The following is a 24,801-nucleotide window of genomic DNA, read 5'->3' as shown; positions in this document are numbered from 1 at the left end:
CAAATGAAAAAAATAGCTGTTATAACTGGTGCTTCATCAGGGTTTGGAAGAGAATTTGTTAGACAAATATGTATGTCTAAAGGTTATAAATTCGATGAAATATGGATAATAGCAAGGAGAAAAGAAAGATTAGAAAAGTTAGCAGAAAAATATCATAGACAAACATTCAAGATATTAGATTTGGATTTATCAAAAACAGAGTGCTTAGAGAGATATAGTCACATATTACAAGAAGAAAACCCTAATGTTAGATTACTAATTAATAATGCTGGTCTTGGTAAAATTGGTAATTTTGAGAAAATTGATTTGAATGATAATATGAATATGATAGATGTTAATATAAAAGCTCTTACTTATATAACACAAGTAACATTAATGTATATGAGAAAATCTTCAAGGATTATTCAAATAGCTTCTTCTGCGGCTTTTTTACCCCAACCAAAGTTTGCGGTTTACGCTGCTACTAAATCTTATGTTCTCAGTTTTTCCAGAGCACTTGAAAGAGAGCTAAAAGGTAGAGGCATATATGTTACTGTAGTATGTCCAGGACCCGTTGAAACAGAATTTTTTAGAGTTGCATCGAATAACGAGAAACCTAAATCATTTAAAAAGTTTTTCTTTGAACCAGCCCACTTAGTTGTAAGTAAAGCCCTATATGATTCCAGAAAAGGTAATTATATATCTATACAAGGAAAGAGCATGAAGGCTTTACAAATGTTATCTAAAGTTGTACCACATAGCTTGATATTAAAATTCATTAAATAATTATACTGCTTGTATATATTAGTGTATCATTAATGGATTATTCTGGTATAATATTATATATGATATTGACTGTACTATGGAAGTGATAAAAATATATGCGAAAGAAAAAAAAGAAAATTAAATTTAAGGGGATTGTAGCTTCTGTTCTTGCACTAGCTTTCCTATTCTTTTTCCAAGTAGACGTTAATGACAAAAACGTCAACATGGCAAAAGATTTATTCCAGACTGTTAAAAGCTTATTCTACAGCATTACCATAGATACTAATTATGAGGTAGGAGTTGTTAGCAGAGTTGTTGATGGAGATACTGTAGTTATTACAATTGATGGGGTAGAGAAGAAAGTCAGATTTATAGGAGTCAATACACCTGAATCTGTAGGACGTTATGCAAAAAATCCACAACCCTATGGAAAAGAAGCAAGTAAGTTTACCAAAGAAAAACTAGATGGAAAACAAGTTTATCTAGAAAAAGATGTAAGTGATACTGATAAATATGGTAGATTATTACGATACATATGGTTAGAAGAACCAGATAAAAGTAAGCTTGAAGATACAATGTTCAATGCTATACTATTAAAAGAAGGATATGCTAGTGTTATGACATATCCACCTGATGTCAAATACTCAAAAACTTTTGTAAAAATCGAAGAAAAAGCAAGAAATAATAAAACTGGATTATGGAAAATAAAAAAATAAAGCTAGCCCAATTAGGGCTGGCTATAAATTTGTTACCATTATATAATTGTACATCATTATAAAATGACAAACACTTCCACCTAACACAAAAAGGTGAAATAATTCGTGAAAACCGAATTTCTTTGAATTAAAATTAGGCCATCTAAGTCCATAAATAATACCTCCAATAGTGTATATTATTCCACCTATCAGTAACCACATGAATCCATTAGGAGGTAATGTTTCTTTTATTTGTCCCATGGCAAGAACTGCTGACCATCCCATAATTATATATATAGCTGCTGAAAACCAGCTTGGTGAATTAATCCAAAATATTTTTAATAAAACACCAGCTACTGCAGTACACCAAACAATAGTAAGTAACGTAAATCCAAAACCATCTCTTAAAGGAACTAGACAAATAGGTGTATATGTTCCGGCAATCAAAACAAATATCATCATATGATCTATTCTTCTAAGTATAACACTTAATGACTTTGGCTTATCAATTATATGGTAAACAGTACTAGCTGTGTACAATAACACAAGGCTCACTCCAAATAGAGAAAAAGATAATGTATGCCATATAGTAGCAACATGACAAGATTTCCATACTAACAATATGACACCTATTAGAGAAACAACTGCTCCAATAAAATGTGTTAATGCGCTTATTGGGTCTTTTACTTTTAACTTCATAAAAAATCTTCCTTTCATCATAAAACATTGTAATTATATTAATAATAAGTATTAAGTAATATCAAAAATAAAGTATATAATGTGTATAGTTGTATGTCTTAATAGATAGTTAACTTGGTCGGGTTATGTAGTATTAATAACTACATCTAATAATGTATATATGATAACATATGTATTGGTATAGTTCAAGACTGTTTTTTGTAATTTTTTCATATTAAATAACAAAAATAATTATTATTGTTAATATATCTAGAATATTGTTAAAAAAGGTTGGCATATTATATATAATTTTTTTGCAACTATTGGTGCAATCATTTGCACTTGTATAATTATTATAATGGTTCTATTATTATAATATAAAAATTGTTCAAATTAACGGGAGGGTGATTAAATGTTAAGCGGCATTGGTATATCACCAGGAATAGTATTAGGTAAGGCAAAAATAAAAAAAGAAAATAATATACAAATTATTAGAGAAAGCATTAAAGATATTAATGCAGAGATAGATAGATTTCATGAAGCCATTGAATGCAGCAAAAGGCAAATAAAAGAAGTACGTGATAAAACTTTAGCAGAAATAGGAGAAGAAGAAGCAAGGATATTTGATGCACATGAATTAATACTTGAAGATGTCACTTTCACAGATCAAGTCATTAATAAAATAAAAAATTGCTTAATTAATTCCGAGTCAGCTATAAAAGAAGTATCTAATGATTTTATTACAATTTTCAATAATATGAATGATGTATATATGAAAGAAAAAGCATCTGACATAAAAGATGTATCAGAGAGGGTAATATACAATCTTCTTGGTATAGAACAATGTGATTTCAATTCCATGACAGAAGAAGTAATAGTTGTATCAAAGGATTTAACACCTTCAGATACAGCGAGTTTCAATAAGGATAAAGTTCTTGGTTTTATAACTGAATTGGGAGGCAAAACCTCTCATACTGCTATTCTAGCAAGAACTCTTGAAATACCCGCTGTTACAGGAATAAATGATTTGCTACAAAAAATAGAAGATGGGGATTTCTTAATAATTGATGGGAATTCTGGTCAAGTTATAGTTAATCCAAATAATAAAGTTATTAGAGAATATGAAAAGAAAAAAAGTGAGTATGAAAAACAATTATTAGTATATAAAAAGTATAAAGATAAGAAAACAGTCTCAAAAGATGGAATCAATGTTGAATTAGTGGCCAATATTGGTATGCCAAGCGACATAAAAAGTGTTTTGAATAATGGTGCAGAGGGTATTGGATTGTATAGAACAGAATTCTTATTTATGGAAAGGGATAAACTTCCAACTGAGGAAGAGCAATTTCAAGCATATAAAGAAGTTGTGGAAAAGATGGATAATAAACCTGTTGTATTACGTACCATTGATATAGGCGGAGACAAGGAAGTTCCATATCTTGGTTTACCTGCAGAAATGAATCCTTTCCTTGGATATAGAGCTATAAGGATGTGTCTTGATAGACAAGATATCTTTAGAACACAACTAAGAGCATTATTAAGAGCAAGTAGTTATGGGAATCTTAAGATAATGTTTCCTATGATATCTAATATAGATGAAATACAAGAAGCTAAAAAAATACTTGAAGAAATAAAAGTGGATTTTAAAAATAATGAAATACTATTTAACGAAAATATTGAAATAGGAATGATGATTGAAATACCTTCAGCAGCTATAATGTCTGATGTTTTTGCAAAAGAAGTTAATTTTTTTAGTATAGGTAGTAATGACTTAATACAATATACGGTAGCAGTTGATAGAGGTAACGATAAAATAGCAAATTTATATGATGAATTTAACCCAGCTGTTTTAAGGTTAATTGATACAATAATAAAAAATGCTCATAAAGAAGGAATATGGGTTGGTATGTGTGGTGAAGCTGCTTCCAATTCAGAATTAATACCTATACTTTTAGCTATGGGATTAGATGAATTTAGTATGAATGCAAGTTTTTTATTACAAGCAAGATACCTAATAAGTCAATTATCTGTTAACGACATAAAACAAGAACTACCACAGATACTGCAAATGAAAAAAGGTAAACAAATACAGAATTTTATTAGTAAAATTACCAATATAAAAAATTTTAAAAGAGATATGGAGGATTATTATGACTAGTGTAACAGTTGAATTATTAAATGAGGCAGGGTTGCATGCTAGACCAGCCGACACATTTATTAGAATAGCCCAAAAATTTAAGAGCGATATAAAAATTGCTAAAGATAGTGTAAAAGTAGATGGTAAAAGTATTTTAGGTCTATTAACTCTTGGAGCAACCAAAGGTACAATGATTACTATTGAAGCTGAAGGTGAAGATGAAAAGGCTGCAGTAGATAAACTAAAAGAAATAGTTGAGAACAAGTTTGGTGAAGAGGAATAAAAAGTAACTTTTAACTAACAAAGGATACGAGGTATTAGCTATGTATTACTTAAATAAACGTCAAATTGAAATTATTACATATTTAATTAATAAAAATAAATATGTTTCTGTTAAAACAATCGCAGCAAAATTTGATGTTAGTATTAGAACTATAAGGTATGATTTAGAACTAATTGATGACTGGTTAAATGAAAACAAAGCAACATTAGTAAAAATACCTAACAAAGGCATTGAGTTAAAAGTAATAACTGATAAAACACTCTTGTTGGAAAAACTTAAATTCTTATCCATAGAAAATAGAGTTTTATCTGAAAGAGAAAGAGTAAGATATATTGTTCTGGAATTGTTGATGTCAGAAAAAGAGCTTACCATAGAAGATATAAGTAACCGTTTATATCTAAGTAAGAATACTGTTATTAAAATATTGAAAGATGTTAAGAGATATCTAAAAGACAATAAATTACAAACTGAAAAAGTTTATGGAAAAGGAATAAGAATAATTGGTAATGAAGTTGACAAAAGAAGTCTTTTATTAGAATTATTCTCAGAGACACTAAGTATTAATAATATCATACTAACAGTAAAAAACAAATCCAATTATAAAGAATTAATTAATTTATGGGAAAACAATTATAAAATATTGAGCATTACAGAAGTAGAACAAATATTTGATATATTGAAGGAGATAGAGGAAACTCATAGTTTTTACTTAACAGATATAGCACTTACTAGATTAGTTTTTTACCTTACAATATCAATTAATCGTATTAAAAATAAACACATAATCAAAAAACAAAGAAAACAAATTAGAGAATTGAAAGAATATAAGATAGCAAATATAGTAGCTGATAAACTAACAAAATATGATGTTGTATTTAATGAAGAAGAAATAGATGAAATAGCAGCTTATATAATAGAATCAAAATCTTATAATACTATAAATCATTTGAAAAGTATGAAATTCACACAAGTATTCAATAAAGAAATAATTAATTGTACACAGCATATCATTAAATATTTTGAAAAAGAACTCAAAGTAGATTTTCATACTGATACTCAATTACTTAATGGTTTAGCTCTTCATTTAAAATCTGCATTAAATAGAATTAGGAATAATAAGCAGATTGTTAATAAATACATTGATTCAATAAAAGAAAAATATCCTTTGGTTTTTCAAATTACAAAAGAGAGTGTTAGTTATCTAGAAAAAACTTATGAGATAAAAATTAATGATGAAGAGATTGGTTATATAACCATTCATATAAGGTCAGCTTATGAAAGGTTATCCAACAGAGGATATTCCGCCTCAGCTCTTGTAATATGTACAGAGGGAGTATCAATACTTAGTATGCTCACTACGAAGCTTAAAAAAGTATTACCAGAACTTAATATCATAGAAACATGTTCAATCTATGATTATGAGAAATATAAGGATGAAATCGATGTTGTAATCACAACTAATGAATTCAAATTAAGTAATGTTGATGTAATCAAAGTAAGTCCTTTCTTAGAAAACGATGAAATATATAATATAAGAAATTTCATTATAAGATTGAATAAATTCAAACAAATCTATAAGTATAGTATAAATGACAGGGTATTAGGAGGTAAGATCGTCATGTTAAAAGATGTATTGAATGAAGAAGTGATTGAATTAGGAGTAAGTGTGGAGAATTGGGAAGAAGCTATTATGAAAGCTGGAGAACCACTTGTTAGACAAGGAAATGTAAAACAAGCCTATATTGATAACATGATTCAAGCAGTAAAAGATTTGGGGCCATACATTGTAATAATGCCAGGTGTAGCATTTGCACATGCTAGACCAGATGAGAATGTAAAATCTACATGTATGAGTATGATAACTCTAAAAGAACCAGTTAATTTTGGAAGTGAACAAAATGATCCAGTAAGTATTGTGTTTGCTTTTGCAGCACCTAATAGTAATGAGCACATGGTTGCATTACAAGATTTAGCTAGATTTTTATCTGTGGAAGAGAATATAGAATTTTTGAAAAATATCAATGATAAACAAACAATACTAGATAAATTACTTGATGAAGAAACAGTATAACATACTATAAATTAAGTTATACTAGGCAAGGGGGTGAAATTAATGGCAAAAATCAAAGTTTTAGCAGTTTGTGGTTTTGGAGTTGGTACAAGTTTAATTCTTAAAATGAACATTGAAAAGGTTCTTAAGCAAAATGGAATTGACGCAGAAGTAACTAATGCTGATATTACTACTGCCACAGGAATCAATGCAGATGTAATTTTTACTTCTAAAGAGTTATATTCACAACTTCAAGGAAAATCAAAAGTACCACTTATTCAAATTGATAATTTTATGAATAATAAGGAAATTGAAGAAAAAGGAATGCCAGTAATCAAAGGACTCATGTAATCAGGTTTTATAAACCCATAGTTTAATTCTTTAACACAATGTTTAAGTATAGTCCAAATACGATGTTGTGTTAGAGGATTAAACAGGGTAATTACCAAGTAAGCAATATATCTCTAAAATAAAATAATAATAAAAGGAGGAGTTACATAATATGTCAGTTATTAATTATTTAACTTCAAACATTTTCAAGCAACCATCTTTGTTTTTAGGTGTAGTAGCATTAATTGGTTTATTACTTCAAAGGAAAAGTTTTGGTGAAGTAATAAAAGGAACATTTAAAACTATTATTGGAGTAATTATTTTATTCAAAGGGGTTAACATTATTGGGGATGCTGTTTCTCCACTTTCAGGAGCATTTTCCACATTATATGATCTACCTGCAAGCAATCAGTTTGATCCACAAGGTTGGCTTAATTTCTTAGGTGAGTATGGTTCAACAATAGGTTTAGTGATAGTACTTGCTTTTATAATTAACTTATTAGTAGCTAGAATTTCTCCTATAAAAAATATTTTCTTGACAGGTCATATATTCTTCTGGATGTCATATATCTTTGTAGCTGTTGGGGTTGAAGCAGGATTAACTGGTACAGCACTCACAATATTCGCAACTTTATTCTTAGCTTTATATATAATTGTAGTTCCAGCATTACTAAGACCTTTTGTAAAAAAAGTTACAGGTTCTGATGATTTCACTATCGGACATAGTGCTTCTATCTTCTGCCTACTTGGAGCAGGTATTGGTAAATTAGTTGGAAATAAAGAAAAATCAACTGAAGATCTAAAAATACCTAAAGCTTTTGAATTCTTTAGAGATACAACAATCGCTACATCACTTATAGTATTCGCAACTTATATTGTAGTTGGATTAATTATCGGTCCAGTTGCTAGAGTTGAAATATTCGGTGGAGCAGTTGGTACTCTTAATACAATTGGTGGTATGCAATACGATTTATTCACATTTAGTTTAATGGCAGGTTTAACATTTGGAGCAGGTTTAACAATTCTTTTAACAGGTGTAAGATTAATGCTTGGTGAAATAATTCCTGCGTTCAAAGGTATCTCTGACAAACTTATTCCAAACTCTATACCAGCACTTGATATTCCAATGGTATTCCCATTTGCACCAAATGCATTATTGATTGGGTTTATAGTAAGTATGGTAACAAGTATATTAACAATAGTTATTATGGCTTCAACTGGATTGTTAGCTTATGCTGTTATACCGTTAACAGTAGCTTGTTTCTTTGACGTAGCTCCAGGTGCTATCTTTGCAAATGCAACAGGCGGTCGTAGAGGAGCAGTTATCGCCAGTATTGTAAGTGGTGTCTTGATGGTATTATTAGTAGCAGTTTCAATTCCTGCATTATTTAATACAGTAGCAGGTTTCAACCAATTATTCGGTGGTAATGACTTCTCATTATGGTCAGCTATAGGTTCATTGATAGGTAAAATATTTTAATTAATTTGTATATAAGTTTATCATAACGTAACAGTGTTTTGATACACATGGTAATATATTGGTTGATGTACTATCATGTGTATCATTTTTAAAATATCAAATATATTGAACTTATTGAAATAAGTGTATAGATTATTAAGTTCGAAGTATATATCAAATAATTTGAAAAGTTGGTGAAAACATGAAATTTGGTATACATTTATCTACTTTTACTAATGAATGGGATGAAGATATTTTTAGATACATAAGAAAAGTAAAAGAATATGGCTATGATGGAGTAGAATTTCCACTTATGGATCCAGACAGTTTTAAGGTAGATAAAGCTAAAAAATTGTTAAAAGAGTATTCTTTAGAATGTACATGTGGAACTGGTATGAATCCTCAGAGAGATATTTCAGCAGAAGATAGTATTATTAATAAAAACGGAATCAATCATTTGAAAAAATGTTTAGATATATGCAATGAGCTGGAAACAGACTGCCTCGGAGGAGTTTTATATGCACCTTGGGGTACTTGTATGAGTAGAGAAGCAGGAAAAGACAATATTAAAAGAAGTATAGAAAATTTGTCAAAAATAGGAGAATATGCAAAGGAAAAAGGTATTGTACTTGCCCTTGAGATGATTAATAGATATGAAACATATGTAATTAATTCAGTTGAAGATGGGTTAGCTTTCATAGATAAAATAGGTAATGAGAATGTTAAACTTCATTTTGATACTTTTCATGCCAACATTGAAGAGAAATCAATCAAGTATGCCCTAATAAAAGGTGGTAAAAAAATATATCATATCCATTTCTGCGAAAATGATAGAGGGGCACCAGGTACAGGACAGATAAATTGGCAGCAAGTAAAAGAAGGATTGGAAATAGTTGAATATGATAGATGGATTACATTAGAAAATTTTGTTATGCCTAATTGCGGAGTAGGCAATGACGTTTTCATATGGCGAGATATAGATGAAAGCGGTATTGCAGTTGCAGAAAAAGGAATAAAATTTATGAAAGAACTATTTAAAAGAGCTTAAAGGAGGAACAATATGTTAAGTGCAAAAGAAATTCAAGAATTATTGATAAAGATAGCAGACATGTATATTGACAAGCAAGATGAGTTATCCAAACTGGATGCTGTAATTGGTGATGGTGACCATGGTGTTACTATGGCTAGAGGTGCAAAAGCCGCTAAAATAAAGGTATCTGAATTAGAAAATGGAACCTGCAGAGATTATTTCAAAACATTTGGCAGAACTTTAGTATCAACCCTTGGTGGTGCTATGGGACCTCTTTATGGAAGCATTTTTCTGGAAATCTCAAAAGCTTGTAAAGGTAAAGAGGAAGTATCCTTAAATGAATTCTCAGAAGGATTTAACAACGGATTATTAAAGGTAATGGAGCTAGGTGGTGCTAAGGTAGGAGATAAGACCATGGTAGATTCCATACATCCTACAGTAGAAGCACTAATGAAATCTAATGAAGAGGGAAAAGACTTAGCAGATGGATTTGAATTAGCTGTAAAAGCGGCTGAAGAGGGTGTTAATAGCACTATTCCATTAATTGCTAGAAGAGGTCGTTCAAGATATCTACAAGAAAAAGCTATTGGACATCAAGATGCAGGAGCTACTTCTTTTAGTTATCTTATTAAAACAATCTATGAATATTTGAAAGATATGTAATAAGGAGGAGAATGTCATGATAGTTAAAAAGATCATAAATAACCCAGATAATATTGTCAGTGATACAATCGAGGGTTTTGTAAAAGCATATGAAGATAAGATTGAAAAATTACCTAATAGTAATGTGGTAATAAGAAAAAATATGGAAAAAGATAAAGTAAGTGTAATAATTGGTAATGGTTCAGGCCACGAGCCAGCCTGTATAGGTTTTGTAGGAGAAAACATGTTAACAGCTAATGCATATGGAGGAGTATTTGCTGCTCCAAGTCCAGATACATTATATGATGCGATAGAAGCATCTGAGAATGGTAAGGGCGTATGTGTCTTGATATCTAATCATGCTGGTGATGTCATCAATTCAAAAATGGCAATAGATATGGCACAGGATGATGATATATTATGCAAAGGTGTAATATTATATGATGACATAGCTTCTGCACCAAAAGGTGAAGAGATTGAAAGAAGAGGTACAGCAGGAACTCTTTTCAACTATAAAATTACCAGCTCATATGCTGCAGATGGTCATGACCTGGAAGAAGTAGTAAAAATGGCAGAGATGGTTAGAGATAATACTAGAACATTAACAGTAGCGACAGTACCAGGTACTTCACCTATTACTGGATATAAGATGTTTGAGATAGCAGATGATGAAATCGAAATAGGTATGGGTGTTCATGGAGAAGCAGCAGCACATACTATGAAGATTGGTACAGCAGAAGAGATTGCAAAGGTCATGTGTAAGAAATTGATAGAAGATAAACCATATGAAAAAGGTGACGAAGTAGCTGTATTAGTAAATGGATGCGGACAAACTACTTATATGGAATTATTGATATTCTATAATGAAGTAGAAAAAATATTATCAGAAGCTGGAATTAAAACTTATAAACCCGCTATTGGAAATTATATTACTACTCAAGAAATGGGTGGAATTGCTTTAGCATTCTGTAATCTTGATGAAGAAATGAAGAAACAGTGGTCAAAAACAACTGATGCCCCTGGTTTTCATATATAAAGGAGGATTCATATGCAGTTATTACCTATGAAAGAGCTTTTATTGGAAGCTAAGGCTAATAACTCAGCTGTTGCAGCGATAAACGTTAGTAATATGGAAACAATAACTGGGTTATTAGAAACAGCACAGAAAATGGAATCATCTATTATCTTACAGATATCACCAATGCAAATTCAAGCTCAGAAAATAACTTATGCTCAGATAGTAGAGATGATAAAACTTTTTGGAAGAGATTATGATATAAAGGGTTCCATACATGTGGATCATGCTGTTGATGTTGAAGATTGTTATAAAGCCATAGATGCTGGTTTTACCTCGGTAATGTACGATGGTTCTATAGTGGATTTTGATACTAATATAGGAAACACATTGAAAGTTGTTAACTATGCTAAGGGAAAAAATGTCACAGTAGAAGCTGAATTAGGAAAAGTAGGTGGTGCAGAGGCTTCTGAAAGTACGGAAGAAGGTTATATGACTGACCCTGGCAAAGTAGAAATATTTGTAAACAAGACTGGTGTGGATTGTCTGGCTGTAGCTATAGGAAATGCTCATGGACAATATAAATCCAAACCAAAACTGGATTTTAATAGATTAAGTGCAATATATGAAAAAGCCGGTATACCTTTGGTTCTTCATGGCGGTACAGGAATACCTGATACTGATATAAAGAAGGCTATTTCAAAAGGAATAAGAAAAGTTAATTTCTTCACAGAAGTAGATAGAGCTTTTGTTAAAGGTTTTGTAGATGCATATACAGGTAATAAAAACATATATATGATGCACGCTCAAGAACAAGCAAGAGAATATATGATGCTAGAAATTGAGAAGAAACTCCGTATTTGCAAAAATATTGAGGAGGAATAGATATGAGAATTGGTTTAATTTCAGTAGGATTCCCTAATTTTAGATATGATATTGCTAATGAATATTTACAGAAATCTCTAGAAAAACTGGATAACAGCAATTATGAAATCTTATGTTGCGGTAAAACACTTATTGATGAACAAGATATCTACTTAGAATTATCTAATCTAAAACAAAAAAATATTGATTTGTTGATTTTACAATGCGGTACATATTCATATGGCAGCTGCATGATGAAGATAGTTGAATTGTTTGAACATACACCACTATTGATGTGGGGATTCCCAGAGCCTGTTATAGAGGGGTTTTATGGTCTTCCACTTAATTCTTTATGTGGGCTTAATATGTATGGCAGTTTTTTGGAAAAAGTCGACAAGAAATATAGTTATGTATATGGAAAAGTAGATGATGAGGCTACTTATGACAAGGTAATAAATACAATAAGGGCAATTGAAATAAAAATGAAGATGAAAGAAAGCAAGTTCTGTATTATTGGAGGAAGAGTACCAGGATTTTATCTATCCAATGTTGATGAAGTAAGATTTCGTCATGAGATAGGTCCTGAAATCGTATATTATTCTCTAGCAGCATTAATTCAGGATGTTAAAAACATCTCAACTGAACGAGTTGAAAAAGAAATAGAAGTAATGGTAGGAGAAGCTACCAAAGTTACTACAACTAATGAAATGTTGGAAAAATCAGCAAGAATATATCTGGCAATACTAGATTACAAAGAAAAAAATAATATTGATGGTTTCACTATTAAGTGTTGGCCTGAGTTTCAAGAATTAATGGGCTGTAGTGTTTGTGGTGTTGTTTCAAGACTTAATAATATAGGAGTAGCTACATCCTGTGAGGGTGATATCACAGGACTTGCAACAATGTATATTCAGAATCTCATTACAAAAGAGCCTTGTTTCTTTGCTGATCTAGTTAATATAAATGAGGAAGGTGTTGCAAAAGCTTGGCATTGCGGACCTGCTCCATTATCTTTAGCAAGAGATAAAGAGACTACTGAGTACTCAGAACATCCAACTATCAAACAAGGTATGGGATTTGCAGTTCAGTTCAAGATGAAGCTGGGAAGACTTACAATGATAAAATTAAAAGAAGCTAAAGGTGGATATAAGATGTTCATTGCTACAGGTGAAGGCATAGAAGAAGATAGAGTGTTAGTAGCAAATCAGGCAGATATCAGATTTGATTCACCAATAAACAAAGTACTTGATACAATAATGGCTAATGGAATCGAACATCATTATGCTATAGTATATAGTGAAATAAAAGATATATTAATAGAAACTTGTAAATGGATGGAAATAGAAGTAATAGATTGTTAGGAGGGCATTAATATGGATAGAGATGACTTTATTTATGCAGCTGGGTATTATCCATTAATGCATGATAAAGAAGATTGGGACAGAGATCTTAAGTTAATGAAAGAGTCTGGTATCAATATGATAAGAACTGCTGAACTTTTTAATACATGGGATAGAATAGAACCTGAGAAGGATAAATTCAATTTTGAGTTCTTAGATGAATTTTTCGACCTATGCCTCAAGTATGATATAAAGATTCTGCTAGGTACTGGAACTGCATCACCACCCTATTGGTTACATGAATTATATCCAGATGTAAATATACTTAATAATCATGGAGAACAATATCCTAATAATGTTTCATATACTTGGGCATGTATAGATAATCCTGGATATATAAGTGAAGTAGAAAGATATTTAACTGTTTTGATTGATAGATATAAAGACCATGAAGCATTATATGCTTATCAGATTCATAATGAAGTAAGTTTCCCTTTTATGCCGTTAAAAGAGGGGGATATAGATATATATTGCTATTGCAACCATACTAAGAAGAATTTTAGGAAATGGATTGAAAATAAATATGAAACCTTGGATAATTTGAATTATGCATATAGATGGGGTGCAACCAATACTTGCCATACTTCATGGGAACAAGTTGAACCTCCAAGAACCAAACCGACTAGTTGGTCAAGTGTTACTAGATGGTTAGATTTTCGTTTGTTCTGGATGGATAATTTCGTAAAATTCATTAGTTGGCAGAATGATATCATAAAAAAATATGATACCAAGCATTTGACAACTACAAATATTTTCTTCTTGAAATCTCAAGACCCTCTTGGTGTCTTAACAGCTCTTGACCAGTTTGAAATGGCAAAAGTTGTAGATATGATTGGATATGACTTATACCCTGGCAGTGGTAATAAACTAGAGAAGAAACCTGAATTTTCATCTATGTTTTTGGATATGGCAAAAAGTACTTCAAAACCATTAGGTAAAAATTACTGGTTGCTAGAGACTGAAAGCGGTCCTATTAATGGCTGGGTATTAGGTCCAAGTAGAAATGTAAAAGGCTTTGATCTAATAAGAAATGTATTTGAAGCAGTAGGACATGATGCGAAATTGACATTATATCAAGGATGGCGTGAATGGGATTTCCAACCTCTGCATTGGGGAGCTATCGTTGATTTGGATGGTGGAATAACTGAAAGAACAGTAGCTGCCAAAAAGATAGGTACTGTACTTAATGAATATGGAAAATCTTTTGTAAAAGCCAATAACAATAAAGGTGAAATCGGAATATTAATCTCTAAAGAAAATGCCATTGTTCTAAATGGTATGGGACAAGAAGATTTCTTGATAAAAGCTTTAAGAGGAGCATATACAACCTTCTGGGAAAAAGGGTACAATGTAGAATTTGTAAATGAAGATTTGGTAAAAGACGGCTATGTCAATAAGTATCCTGTATTATATATGCCTTTCATGTCTGTTGTAGATGATGAATTAGCTAAGGGACTGGATAAGTATGTTTATCAAGGCGGGACACTAATAGCAACCGCTAGATGTGGAATGTTAGGTCAGTATGGATGGTATAATCATAAAATACCTTGCTTTGGCTTAAGTGATGTATTTGGAGTTGAAGCAACAGAAGTAGAAGCAGGGAGCAATCCTAATGTTTCCTATGATATGAAAACCTATACTGGATATTGGCACAAGGAAGTTTTACAAATAAATGATAAGAATGTTGGCATACTGGCAAGATTCAATGATGATAAACCCGCAGTAACAATTAATAATTACGGAAAAGGTCAAGCAGTATATTTTGCTACTCATCCAGATGTGGCTTATTTAGAAGAAAAATCATATCTATTATGGGATATTATAGATGATATTCTATTAACAAAAGGGTTAAGTCCTAAGATTAGTGTAGATTACACAAATAGAAGTGTTAAAGAAATTGATGTACACTATTTGGGTAATGAAAAAGAAGAATATCTGATTATAACTAACTATGTCAATAAAAAACATTCAGGATTCTTTATAAATGGGGAAAAATATGTTAGAATTTCTATGAAAACAAATAGACAATACTATAAAGCCATTGACATAATGACAGAAGAAACTATTGATATACAAAAGGATGAAGATTGTATATTACTTGAAATAAAAATAATAAAAGACCAAGTTAAAATAATAAGACTAACTTAAAGACATGGGGACGTTTCCTTTGTCATGAACTTGACATATGAAACGTTTTTAATTCAGTTAAAAGGATGGTGACTGTAGATGAGAGACTTACATAAAATAAAATGTTTCTTATTAGATATGGATGGTACTTTTTATTTAGGTGATGAATTAATTGATGGTTCCATGGATTTCTTGAAAATTCTTGAGAAGCAGGATAAAGACTTCCTTTTTTTAACTAATAATTCATCCAAGAATAGAATGGCATATGTAGAAAAATTAAAGAGATTAGGTTGCGACGTAGAACCTGACAAAGTGTTTACTTCTGGAGAAGCTACAACAATATATTTAAAGAATGATAAACCGGGAGCAAAGGTATTTTTACTCGGTACACCTCTTCTAGAGGAAGAATTCACTAATTCAGGTTTTCAGTTGGTTAATGGAAGAAATGAATCTCCAGATTATGTTGTGTTAGGGTTTGATACTACCCTTACATATGAAAAATTATGGGTAGCATGTGATTATATTAGAGATGGAATAACGTATATTGCTACACATCCTGATTATAATTGCCCTCTTGAGGGAGGAAAATTCATGCCAGATGCAGGTGCAATGATAGATTTTATTGCTGCTTCAACGGGTATAAGACCTCATGTAATTGGAAAACCAAATGCTGATATTATTAATGTTATTTGCGATAAATATGGTTACAACAGGCAAGAAATTGCTATGGTTGGGGATAGGTTATATACTGATATCAAAACAGGTATTAATGCTGATATTGCTACTGTAGTAGTTTTATCTGGAGAAACAAGTAAAACTGATTATGAAAAATCAGATATAAATGCTGATTTTGTTTATCCATCACTTAAGGAAATAGGTGAAGATTTAATAAAATAAATATGTATAATATTAGCTAAAATATTAGTAATCAGAGATTTCAACAATTTCAACAGGATAATCGTCTTCAATAAAATCAATAATACTATAGAAAATCTGCTCAGTAGTTTGAGTATTACTGCTAACGATTGATAAACCTAGTACACCTTGGTTGAGGATATCATTATCTTTAACTTCGGCAATACTAACATTGAATTTGTTATGAGTTTTATGGATAATACTTTTTATAACGCTACGCTTATCCTTTAACGAATTAGAATCTAGTATTAATATAGTTATTGTTACAGTTTTTACATTCATTGACATCACCCTTTTATTTTTAGTAGTATGATTAATTATAGTAATTATTATAATAGCAAATTTATATTATCATATAATTAATTAGTTTGTAAATATAAAATAACAAATATATATTAATTTAACATATACTTTACAATAAAATATAATAATTATTGACATTTATTAAAATAATAATATAATAGATTATAACTTAATACCCTGAAAGACTTAGAAAAGAAGAGTAGGTAATGGATTATTTTACAGAGAACCCATATAGGTGAGAGTGGGGATTTATGAACTTATTGAACATGGTCTTGGAGTTGCGCACCGATGCATTGGTTTAGGCTGCGACGGGATCGCCCGTTATAGCGATAGAGTATAACTTAGGTCATTCCCTAGGCGTACTTGATGAGATCTGTATTGTGAAATACAGATAAACTGGGGTGGTACCACGATGATGCATTTTAAGCACTCGTCCCCGGAAATAATATTTCCGGGAGGTGAGTGCTTTATTTATTTACTCTGACAAATTTAATAATTGAATATTATGTACATGGTTGATAGTTAATAATATGAAAATAGAAAGAGGTAATAAAATGAATGTAATAATTAGTGGTGCTTGGGTTTATGCAAATGGTTCGTTACACATAGGACATGTGGCTTCACTTATATCAGGTGACGTCATTGCAAGATATTATAGACAAAAAGGTGATGATGTATGTTATGTTTCAGGAAGTGATTGTTATGGGACTCCAATTACTATTAAAGCAAAAAAAGAAGGTAAATTACCACTGGAAATAGCTGAATTTTATCATAAAGAATTTGTGGATTGCTTTAATGCCTTAGGATTCTCATATGATTATTATGGTAAAACAATAAGTAATGAACATAATAATTTCGTCAAAGATTTTCATAGAAAATTATATAAAAGTAAAAGTGTTATTGAAAAGAAAGTACAACAAGCATATTGTGCTGATTGTAAAGAATATCTACCAGATAGATTTGTTGAAGGTAAGTGTCCTGAATGTGGAGAAATTACCCGAGGTGACCAATGTGATGCTTGTGGAAGAGTACTTGAACCAGAATTATTGATTGACGGTAGATGTGCATTATGTGGTCAAAAAATAGGTTTTAAAGAATCCACACATCTATATCTCAGATTATCAGATTATGAAGCAGACTTAAGGAAGCTAGTGGATGAGTCCAGATATTGGAGAAAAAATGCTATAGATTTTACTAATCGTTATTTAGATGAAGGTCTTAGAGATAAAGCTTTAACACGTGATTTGAAGTGGGGGATTGAAGTTCCAAAAGAAAGTTATAGCGACAAAAAAATATATATATGGGCTGAGAATGTACTTGGTTATTTATCTTCCAGTACCGTAGCCACAAGAAAAAATCAAGATTTTAATGACTATTGGAAAAACGAAGATGCTCTACATTATTATGTGCATGGAAAAGATAACATACCATTTCATACTATAATACTTCCATCATTGTTACTAGCCAATGGAGAAAATTATCATCTTCCAGATAGAATTATCTCAAGTGAGTACTTGACGCTGGAACATAAGAAAATATCAACTAGTAAAGATTATGCTGTTTGGATAAAAGATATAATTAATCGTTATGATCCAGATACAATAAGATATTTTCTTATAGCAAATGGTCCAGAAAAAAGAGATACAGATTTTTCCTTCAGGGAGTTGATTAATCGTCATAATGGAGAATTATTAGGTACTTATGGTAATTTCATTAATCGTACAATTGTTTTTATAGAAAAATATTTCAATAATAAAATACCCAATGGATGTATGGAAGAAAATATAGAAGAATCATTAAATAATCTATATGAATTTGTGGGAAAAAGTATTGAAATAGGGAATCTACGAGCTGGACTAGAAGAAATTTTTAATCTGCTTAGAAAAGCTAATAAATATTTTGATACAAAAAAACCTTGGGAAACTAGAATTACAGATGTAAAAGATTGTAAAAAAACAATATACAATTGTGTACAGATTATAGCTAATACAGCAGTATTATTAGAACCATTCATCCCTTTTTCATCTAATAAGGTTATAAAATGGCTGGGTGTTAGTGATAAATGGCAATTAAAGAGGGTTAAGAGTGGAAAAAATGTAGATACTTTTTATAAATTATTTGAAAGAATTGATAAAAAATTAATTGATGAAGAAATGAGCAAATTAAATATTAATGATCTTTAATAGTTAATAAATATGTATTTTAACTGAATTTTATAGTTAAGAAAAGCTTGTAGCTAAAGGCTGGATAATGAAAATTAAAAAAATAGATACAAAAGTGTCGAAAAATGTGATAAAATGAATGATATAATTCTTGTTATATCCCAAACTGATTTTTCATCCTTTTATTTCAATAAATTAACAATAACCTATTTATTAAAAAGAATTGTATATTAATTCATTTGTTTGGTATAATTGAGTTAATAAATATTTATGCATATCCTTTTAGTTGTATTTTGTTCCAAAACTGATATTAGGGTTTTATTATTTTATTCAATTATAAAAAATATTAAAGTATTTTTGAACTATTATTGTCAGTTATAAAGAAATATTATGTTCTTTTGTGAGTGAAGAATGTTGAATTTTCAATAGGGAGTGAACAAAATTGTTACTTATAAGACTGCTAACTACTTATATATTAATTATAGTTATGGCATTATTAGTTACTGGTACAGTTGTTTTTGATGTTCTACAGAATACAGTTAAAGAACAGTATATTTATTCAAATGAATTAATATTAAATAATGGGGCCGATTTATTATTTCAACTTGTGAAAGAGAATAAGGATACTCTGCTAGATATTGCCATAGATAGTGTAATTCAGGAAGAATGTAATAAATTTGTTACTGGGTATAGAGATATTCGAGATTTAGAAAAGTATATAGAAAATAGTTCTAATTATAAAAGTAAATTACAAAAGAATGGAACATATATAGAGATAATACCTTATGATGGACGAGATGTGTATAGATATAACAATGAAGAAAATGAGTATATGAAAGCAGAATTCTTATTATGGATGGAGTCAACAATTAAAAAAAATGGTGCTGTTTTAATTGAAAAAGCTGAATATGAAAAGAAATCATTTATAAGATTGTCGATGGTTATGAGGAGTATAGAGTATTGGCAGCAGACAGCTATTGTGGCTGTATATATTAACACAGATGTTTTATTTTCGTTGTTTTATGATACAAAACTTGCAAATAATCAGATGCCATATCTTGTTGATGACTTGGGTAATATTGTTATTCCTTATGGGGATTATTATTATTTGGAAAAAGAAGATTTATTATATAAGGAAAATGGGTGGTGGATTAAAGATGGAAATGTGATTATTAACAAGTTAATAAATGGGATGGGCTGGAAGATGATAGGGGTATTGCCTAAAAATAAAGTTATGGAAAAAGGTAAGGATATTTTATATACTTTTTTTATTGTTGGAATTGTTACTGTGTTTTTTTTAACGATAGTGTCAATATATTTTTCTTATTGGATAACAAATCCTATAAAAAAATTATCTGATGAAATGCATAATGTAGAAAAGAATAAGTTTCAAATGCTTATTATTGGAAAACGCTATCCAGAGGAAACAAAGCAATTATACAGACAATTTAATTATATGATTAGAAGAATAGATACTCTTATTCAAGAAGTATATCTTGCTAAAATAAAGGAAAAGGAAGCCGAACTTTGTGCGTTGCAGCAACAGATCAATCCTCATTTTTTATATAATACACTGGATTCCATTGCTTGGATGGCGATGCCTTATAAAGCAGAAGACATAAGGTGTATGGTAATGAGTCTTGCGAATATGATGCGACATTCATTAAATGGAGGAGATAATCATATTTTAGTTAGAAATGAATTAGAACAGATTCGTAATTATTTAGCAATACAGGAGATTAGATATGAGAATAAATTTACTGTATCAATCAAATTTGATGAAGATGTTTTGGATTATAAAATTATAAAACTTATTATTCAACCACTTGTTGAGAATGCTATAAAATATGGATTAATAAAAAGAAGTAACACTGATTATATGCGTATAGATATTATTGGTGAAAAAAAAGATGGTGATTTAGTAATAAGAGTTATTAATGATGGAAATAAAGTCGATTTAGAAAGAATTAAAAAAATATTAAATTTAAAAGCAGATGAAAAATCCAAACATTATGGATTAAGGAATGTTAATGATAGATTAATAAAAAAATATGGAAAAAAAAGTAGAGTAAATATTTATATTGAGAACGGAAGGACAGTTGCCAAAATAATAATATCGACTAATCTATTACAAAGGGATGAGCATACTGATGAAGATTAATGTGTTGATTGTGGATGATGAGAAAATTGTAAGAGAAGGATTGCAGAAATATGTAGATTGGGAAAAGTATAATATGAATGTTATTGGAACTGCTGAGAGTGGTAATATGGCACTTGATATTGTTAATAATGGTAATGTTGATTTAGTTATTACAGATATTTATATGCCAGAATTAGATGGAATTGAACTTATCTCTTGTTTATCTGATTTAAAGGAAAAACCTTTGGTAGTTTTAATTAGTGGTTATGATGATTTTAAATTTGCCCAGACCGCATTACGGACAGATATTGTACAGGATTATATTTTAAAGCCTTTGAATTTTGAGCAGTTGGATAAAGCACTTAGCGGGGTAATGGAAAAAATAAATCAAAATGATCAGAATGTGTTTTTTCCAATATTGGATAAGGATGAGTGGGTGCTATTTTCAAATACTAGTAGAAATAATGTAGTCAATAATCAGCAACAAATCATGTCTAAAATAGAAGTAGCTGAAATAGAAGATGCAATAAAAATGTTTATGGTTGCTTTTCAAAAGTTGATTGATGATAAAGTATCAAGAAATTTTATTGCAAGATATTGTATTGAGGTTGCGTTAAATACGTCAGAACTTGTGCTTGGTAAAGTTGAATCAAAAAAACTGCTAGAGAAAGATCCTATAACCTATATCGCACGATTAAAGAATGTTGATGATATGAAAAAATATGTAATAGAAACATTGAAGACAGCTGATTCAGCACTTAATAGAATGGAAAATAATAATGTTTCACCATTGATACGATCAGTATTAAAATATGTTAATAAAAGATATACTGATAACAATATATCTCTCAATTTGATTGCAAATCATTATAACACTTCTCCTAGTTATATGTCTACAAAATTTAAAGAACAAGTAGGTATTAATTTTATTAAATATCTAAATGAATTGAGAGTTAAAAAGGCAAAAAAACTACTTGAGGATACTTCTTTAAAAGTATATGATGTATCAAATAAAGTGGGATATGATGATGTTAGGTATTTTTCAAGAATATTTAGAACTTATACTGGTTATACGCCTACTGGATATCAAAAGAAAGTTGTTAAATGTATTGATGAAATGAAAAATAATGGATAGGGGAGTATATTGATTGAAGAAGAGCTACATGCTCTTTTTTTTGTAATATAAAATGTTATTTATCTTGAAATCTTTCTTATCAAAGATGAAAAATGAATGGGCAAAATGACCAATCATTTAGCTGATAAAGGGATAAAACAGGTGATAATTTTAAAAAGAGAAGAGAAATACGAAAAAAAGTAGTTTAAAATAAATAATGTCCACACTATCAAACTTCTATCTATTGTGTATTGTATATAAAACTTGATAAAATATATATTGCAAGACAGATTAATATTGAATGGAGGAATGAGATGCAGAAAACAAAATTTGTAAAACTGATGCAACAGGAGATGGTCGTTGCATTAGGTTGTACCGATCCCGTATCAATATCATATGTATCGGCAATTGCAAATAAATATGCTGGAGGAAAGGAATTAAAAAGGATAACTGTTAGTTTATCTTTAGCAGTATTAAAAAATGCAACATCTGTTATTATTCCAGGGACAACAAAATGTGGAATTGCAATGGCTGCTGCTTTAGGTGTTGTATGTGGGGATCCAGAGAAACAATTACAAGTACTTGAAAATCTAGAAAGTAAAGATGTAGATAATGCAGAAAAGATTATTAATGCTGGAATGATTAATGTAAAACAAACGGATAATAATGCTATTTTATATGTTGAAGTGGAAGTTGAAACGGATTCTGGTACAGCAAAAGCCATAGTTAAAGATGATTATAATAACTTGGTTTATGTTGAAAAAAACGGTGAAATAATAATAGATAAAATGAAGTCAGTAGAGCAAGATAATGAAGAACATATTGAGAATAAGTATGATTTAAATGATATTTGGGAGTTTATTAAGACAGCAGATGTAGAGACCGATTTGGTACATGTAAAGAAAACCATTGAATTAAATAGTGAAATTGCAAGAGTAGGGTTAGAAAATGAAGTTGGGTTACAAGTAGGCAAAACACTAATGGAAAATATGGAAAAAGGTATCAAAGAAAAGAATATGGCAAATATGGCAATTTGTTATGCTTCAGCAGGAGCAGATGCTCGTATGTCTGGGTCTCCCACATCAGTAATGAGTAATTCTGGAAGTGGAAATCAGGGGATAACAGCTACAATGAGTGTTGTTGCGGCAGCAAAATATCTGGGAGTTAATAAAGAGACACAGATACGTGCCGTAGCTTTGAGTAATCTAGTATCAATATATATTAAAAGGTATGTAGGAAGAGTGTCTGTAATTTGTGGAGCAACTACTGCAGCGATGGGAGCAAGTGCTGGAATGGTTTATCTTTTGGGAGGAAACAAACAACAGGTAGAATATACAATTAAGAATATGTTAGGGAATATTACAGGAATGTTATGTGATGGTGCTAAAACAGGCTGTGCTTTAAAAGTTGCAACTGCATTACAAGCTGCTGAACAATCAGCATATCTTGCTATGAAAGATATTGCTATTCAGCCTACAGATGGAGTTATTGGAAAAAGTTTAGAAAAATCATTGGAGAATTTAGAGAAAATATCAAAAGATATATATATGATTGTCAATCAATCAATAACTGACATTATGTTTGAAAAGGAAATGTCTATATAAATGTGATTTAGGTATTTAAAAAAATAAAAAGCAAAGGGGTATTTTATTATGAAAAGAAAATTATTAGTTATGATTATGTGTGTTTCTTTGGTATCTATGTTTTTAGCAGGATGTGGATCAGAATCAGATAACAAAACTAACGACAATTCTACAGCTACAGAAAAAGAAACGATTAAAATAGGTGTTGCAGCTCCCATTACAGGAAATTATGCTGAATATGGAATTGGGTTTAAAGTTGCAACAACAATGGCTGTTGAAGAAATTAATGCAGCAGGAGGAGTTAATGGTAAAAAATTAGAACTTAGTATTATGGATTCAAAAGGAGATGCAAAAGAAGCAACAGCAATTGCTCGTCAATTCTCTGATGATAAAGAAATAATGGCGGTTGTTGGTGATTTCTCAAGTACATGCTCTATGGCAACTGCTCCTATATATGAAGAAGCAGGATTACTCCAATTATCACCTACAGCTTCAAATCCAAATTATGCTGGGATGAATAAATATATGTTTGGCATAATGGGACGTCAGGATGCGGAAGGTCCATTTGTTGCAAAATATTTGTTAGGTAAATATCTTGGTGCTAAAAATGTTGGGATAATTTATCTTAATAATGATTGGGGTGTGGCTGCAAGACAATATCTTACTGAACAAGCAGCAAAAGAAGGTATAAATATTGTTGCTGAAGAAAATCATGTTGATGGTGAAAAGGATTTTACAGGAGTGCTTACAAAGGTTCAGCAAGCTAACCCAGACACAATATGTTTAGTAACATTCTATAATGAATGTGCAATTATATCTAATCAAATTAAGCAGATGGGATGGGATGTAAAAGTTACAGCATTAGGACCAGGTGCTTCAGAACAAATTATTGATTTAGGTGGAGAAAATGTAGAAGGATTTTTAACTTCAACCCCTTTCTTTGCAACAGATGATGATAAAAAGGGTTCTGAATTTAAGGAAAAATTTGAGAAAAAAGTAGGCTATACATTAAATGTTCACTCAGCTTGTGCTTATGATGCAGTTTATATGTTAGCGGAAGCAATGAAAAATTGTGATGAAATTACACGTGATAATGTTTGTGATCAGTTACAAACATTAAAAGGTTTTAG

21 protein-coding genes and 1 other annotated feature are annotated in these 24,801 nt (G+C 30.3%); of the genes, 19 read left to right on the top strand and 2 right to left on the bottom strand.

Annotated features, from left to right (window positions below; genetic code table 11):
• Window positions 1-3: 3 nt before the first annotated feature.
• The gene (locus AACQ14_RS14510) at window positions 4-765 is read left to right on the top strand and encodes an SDR family NAD(P)-dependent oxidoreductase (RefSeq protein WP_339364303.1); all 762 of its coding nucleotides are present in this window, start codon (window positions 4-6) and stop codon (window positions 763-765) included.
• Window positions 766-860: 95 nt separating this feature from the next.
• A complete protein-coding gene (locus AACQ14_RS14505; protein WP_339364302.1) occupies window positions 861-1,460 on the top strand; it encodes a thermonuclease family protein in 600 nt (199 codons plus the stop codon).
• Window positions 1,461-1,481: 21 nt separating this feature from the next.
• Here the strand turns inward: AACQ14_RS14505 and trhA are convergent, their stop codons facing one another.
• Entirely contained in the window at window positions 1,482-2,138 is a 657-nt protein-coding gene (trhA, locus tag AACQ14_RS14500) for a PAQR family membrane homeostasis protein TrhA (protein WP_339364301.1), read from the bottom strand.
• Window positions 2,139-2,529: 391 nt separating this feature from the next.
• Here trhA and ptsP point away from each other — a divergent pair, with 391 nt between their 5' ends.
• From ptsP to AACQ14_RS14440, 12 genes are all read left to right on the top strand, one after another.
• On the top strand, window positions 2,530-4,275 hold the full coding sequence (gene ptsP, locus AACQ14_RS14495; protein ID WP_339364300.1) for a phosphoenolpyruvate--protein phosphotransferase: 1,746 nt from the start codon (window positions 2,530-2,532) through the stop codon (window positions 4,273-4,275).
• Window positions 4,268-4,537 carry an HPr family phosphocarrier protein gene (locus AACQ14_RS14490; protein ID WP_339364299.1) on the top strand — a complete coding sequence of 90 codons (270 nt, stop codon included), beginning with the start codon at window positions 4,268-4,270 and terminating at the stop codon, window positions 4,535-4,537. Before ptsP ends, AACQ14_RS14490 begins: the two co-directional genes overlap by 8 nt.
• Before the next feature lie 40 nt (window positions 4,538-4,577).
• Window positions 4,578-6,608: a BglG family transcription antiterminator gene (locus AACQ14_RS14485; RefSeq protein WP_339364298.1), complete on the top strand. Its 2,031-nt coding sequence runs from the start codon at window positions 4,578-4,580 to the stop codon at window positions 6,606-6,608.
• A 42-nt stretch (window positions 6,609-6,650) separates the two neighbouring features.
• On the top strand, window positions 6,651-6,938 hold the full coding sequence (locus tag AACQ14_RS14480; RefSeq protein WP_339364297.1) for a PTS sugar transporter subunit IIB: 288 nt from the start codon (window positions 6,651-6,653) through the stop codon (window positions 6,936-6,938).
• Between the two features lie 151 nt (window positions 6,939-7,089).
• Window positions 7,090-8,397, top strand: a complete 1,308-nt coding sequence (locus AACQ14_RS14475) for a PTS ascorbate transporter subunit IIC (protein ID WP_339364296.1) — start codon at window positions 7,090-7,092, stop codon at window positions 8,395-8,397.
• A 181-nt stretch (window positions 8,398-8,578) separates the two neighbouring features.
• Window positions 8,579-9,424 (top strand): sugar phosphate isomerase/epimerase family protein, encoded by an 846-nt coding sequence (locus tag AACQ14_RS14470; RefSeq protein WP_339364295.1) that lies wholly within the window; start codon window positions 8,579-8,581, stop codon window positions 9,422-9,424.
• A gap of 12 nt (window positions 9,425-9,436) precedes the next feature.
• On the top strand, window positions 9,437-10,069 hold the full coding sequence (gene dhaL, locus AACQ14_RS14465) for a dihydroxyacetone kinase subunit DhaL (RefSeq protein WP_339364293.1): 633 nt from the start codon (window positions 9,437-9,439) through the stop codon (window positions 10,067-10,069).
• 16 nt (window positions 10,070-10,085) lie between these two features.
• Window positions 10,086-11,084 carry a dihydroxyacetone kinase subunit DhaK gene (locus tag AACQ14_RS14460; RefSeq protein WP_339364292.1) on the top strand — a complete coding sequence of 333 codons (999 nt, stop codon included), beginning with the start codon at window positions 10,086-10,088 and terminating at the stop codon, window positions 11,082-11,084.
• A 12-nt stretch (window positions 11,085-11,096) separates the two neighbouring features.
• The gene (locus tag AACQ14_RS14455; protein ID WP_339364291.1) at window positions 11,097-11,948 is read left to right on the top strand and encodes a class II fructose-bisphosphate aldolase; all 852 of its coding nucleotides are present in this window, start codon (window positions 11,097-11,099) and stop codon (window positions 11,946-11,948) included.
• Between the two features lie 2 nt (window positions 11,949-11,950).
• Window positions 11,951-13,288 (top strand): L-fucose/L-arabinose isomerase family protein, encoded by a 1,338-nt coding sequence (locus tag AACQ14_RS14450; RefSeq protein WP_339364290.1) that lies wholly within the window; start codon window positions 11,951-11,953, stop codon window positions 13,286-13,288.
• Between the two features lie 12 nt (window positions 13,289-13,300).
• Window positions 13,301-15,475, top strand: a complete 2,175-nt coding sequence (locus AACQ14_RS14445) for a beta-galactosidase (protein ID WP_339364289.1) — start codon at window positions 13,301-13,303, stop codon at window positions 15,473-15,475.
• A 78-nt stretch (window positions 15,476-15,553) separates the two neighbouring features.
• Window positions 15,554-16,351, top strand: a complete 798-nt coding sequence (locus AACQ14_RS14440) for an HAD-IIA family hydrolase (protein WP_339364288.1) — start codon at window positions 15,554-15,556, stop codon at window positions 16,349-16,351.
• A gap of 24 nt (window positions 16,352-16,375) precedes the next feature.
• On the opposite strand, the gene AACQ14_RS14435 is transcribed toward AACQ14_RS14440, so the two are convergent.
• Window positions 16,376-16,651: a DUF503 domain-containing protein gene (locus AACQ14_RS14435; RefSeq protein ID WP_113675150.1), complete on the bottom strand. Its 276-nt coding sequence runs from the start codon at window positions 16,649-16,651 to the stop codon at window positions 16,376-16,378.
• A gap of 199 nt (window positions 16,652-16,850) precedes the next feature.
• Window positions 16,851-17,113 (top strand) — a binding site (T-box leader).
• Between the two features lie 113 nt (window positions 17,114-17,226).
• Here AACQ14_RS14435 and metG point away from each other — a divergent pair.
• The 5 genes from metG to AACQ14_RS14410 form a co-directional block, all read left to right on the top strand.
• The gene (metG, locus tag AACQ14_RS14430; protein WP_339364287.1) at window positions 17,227-18,855 is read left to right on the top strand and encodes a methionine--tRNA ligase; all 1,629 of its coding nucleotides are present in this window, start codon (window positions 17,227-17,229) and stop codon (window positions 18,853-18,855) included.
• A 421-nt stretch (window positions 18,856-19,276) separates the two neighbouring features.
• The gene (locus AACQ14_RS14425; protein ID WP_339364286.1) at window positions 19,277-20,995 is read left to right on the top strand and encodes a sensor histidine kinase; all 1,719 of its coding nucleotides are present in this window, start codon (window positions 19,277-19,279) and stop codon (window positions 20,993-20,995) included.
• The gene (locus AACQ14_RS14420; protein ID WP_339364285.1) at window positions 20,985-22,109 is read left to right on the top strand and encodes a response regulator transcription factor; all 1,125 of its coding nucleotides are present in this window, start codon (window positions 20,985-20,987) and stop codon (window positions 22,107-22,109) included. The genes AACQ14_RS14425 and AACQ14_RS14420 overlap by 11 nt, the downstream gene beginning before the upstream one ends.
• A gap of 293 nt (window positions 22,110-22,402) precedes the next feature.
• Complete coding sequence (locus AACQ14_RS14415; RefSeq protein ID WP_339364284.1) at window positions 22,403-23,692, top strand: L-cysteine desulfidase family protein; 1,290 nt, start codon at window positions 22,403-22,405, stop codon at window positions 23,690-23,692.
• A 48-nt stretch (window positions 23,693-23,740) separates the two neighbouring features.
• Window positions 23,741-24,801: ABC transporter substrate-binding protein (locus AACQ14_RS14410; protein ID WP_339364283.1), on the top strand; the 1,061-nt coding region annotated here is incomplete at its 3' end.

It is taken from the genome of Vallitalea maricola (assembly GCF_036985595.1).
Taxonomy (GTDB): domain Bacteria; phylum Bacillota; class Clostridia; order Lachnospirales; family Vallitaleaceae; genus Vallitalea; species Vallitalea maricola.
This window is presented reverse-complemented; position numbering and strand designations above follow the sequence as displayed.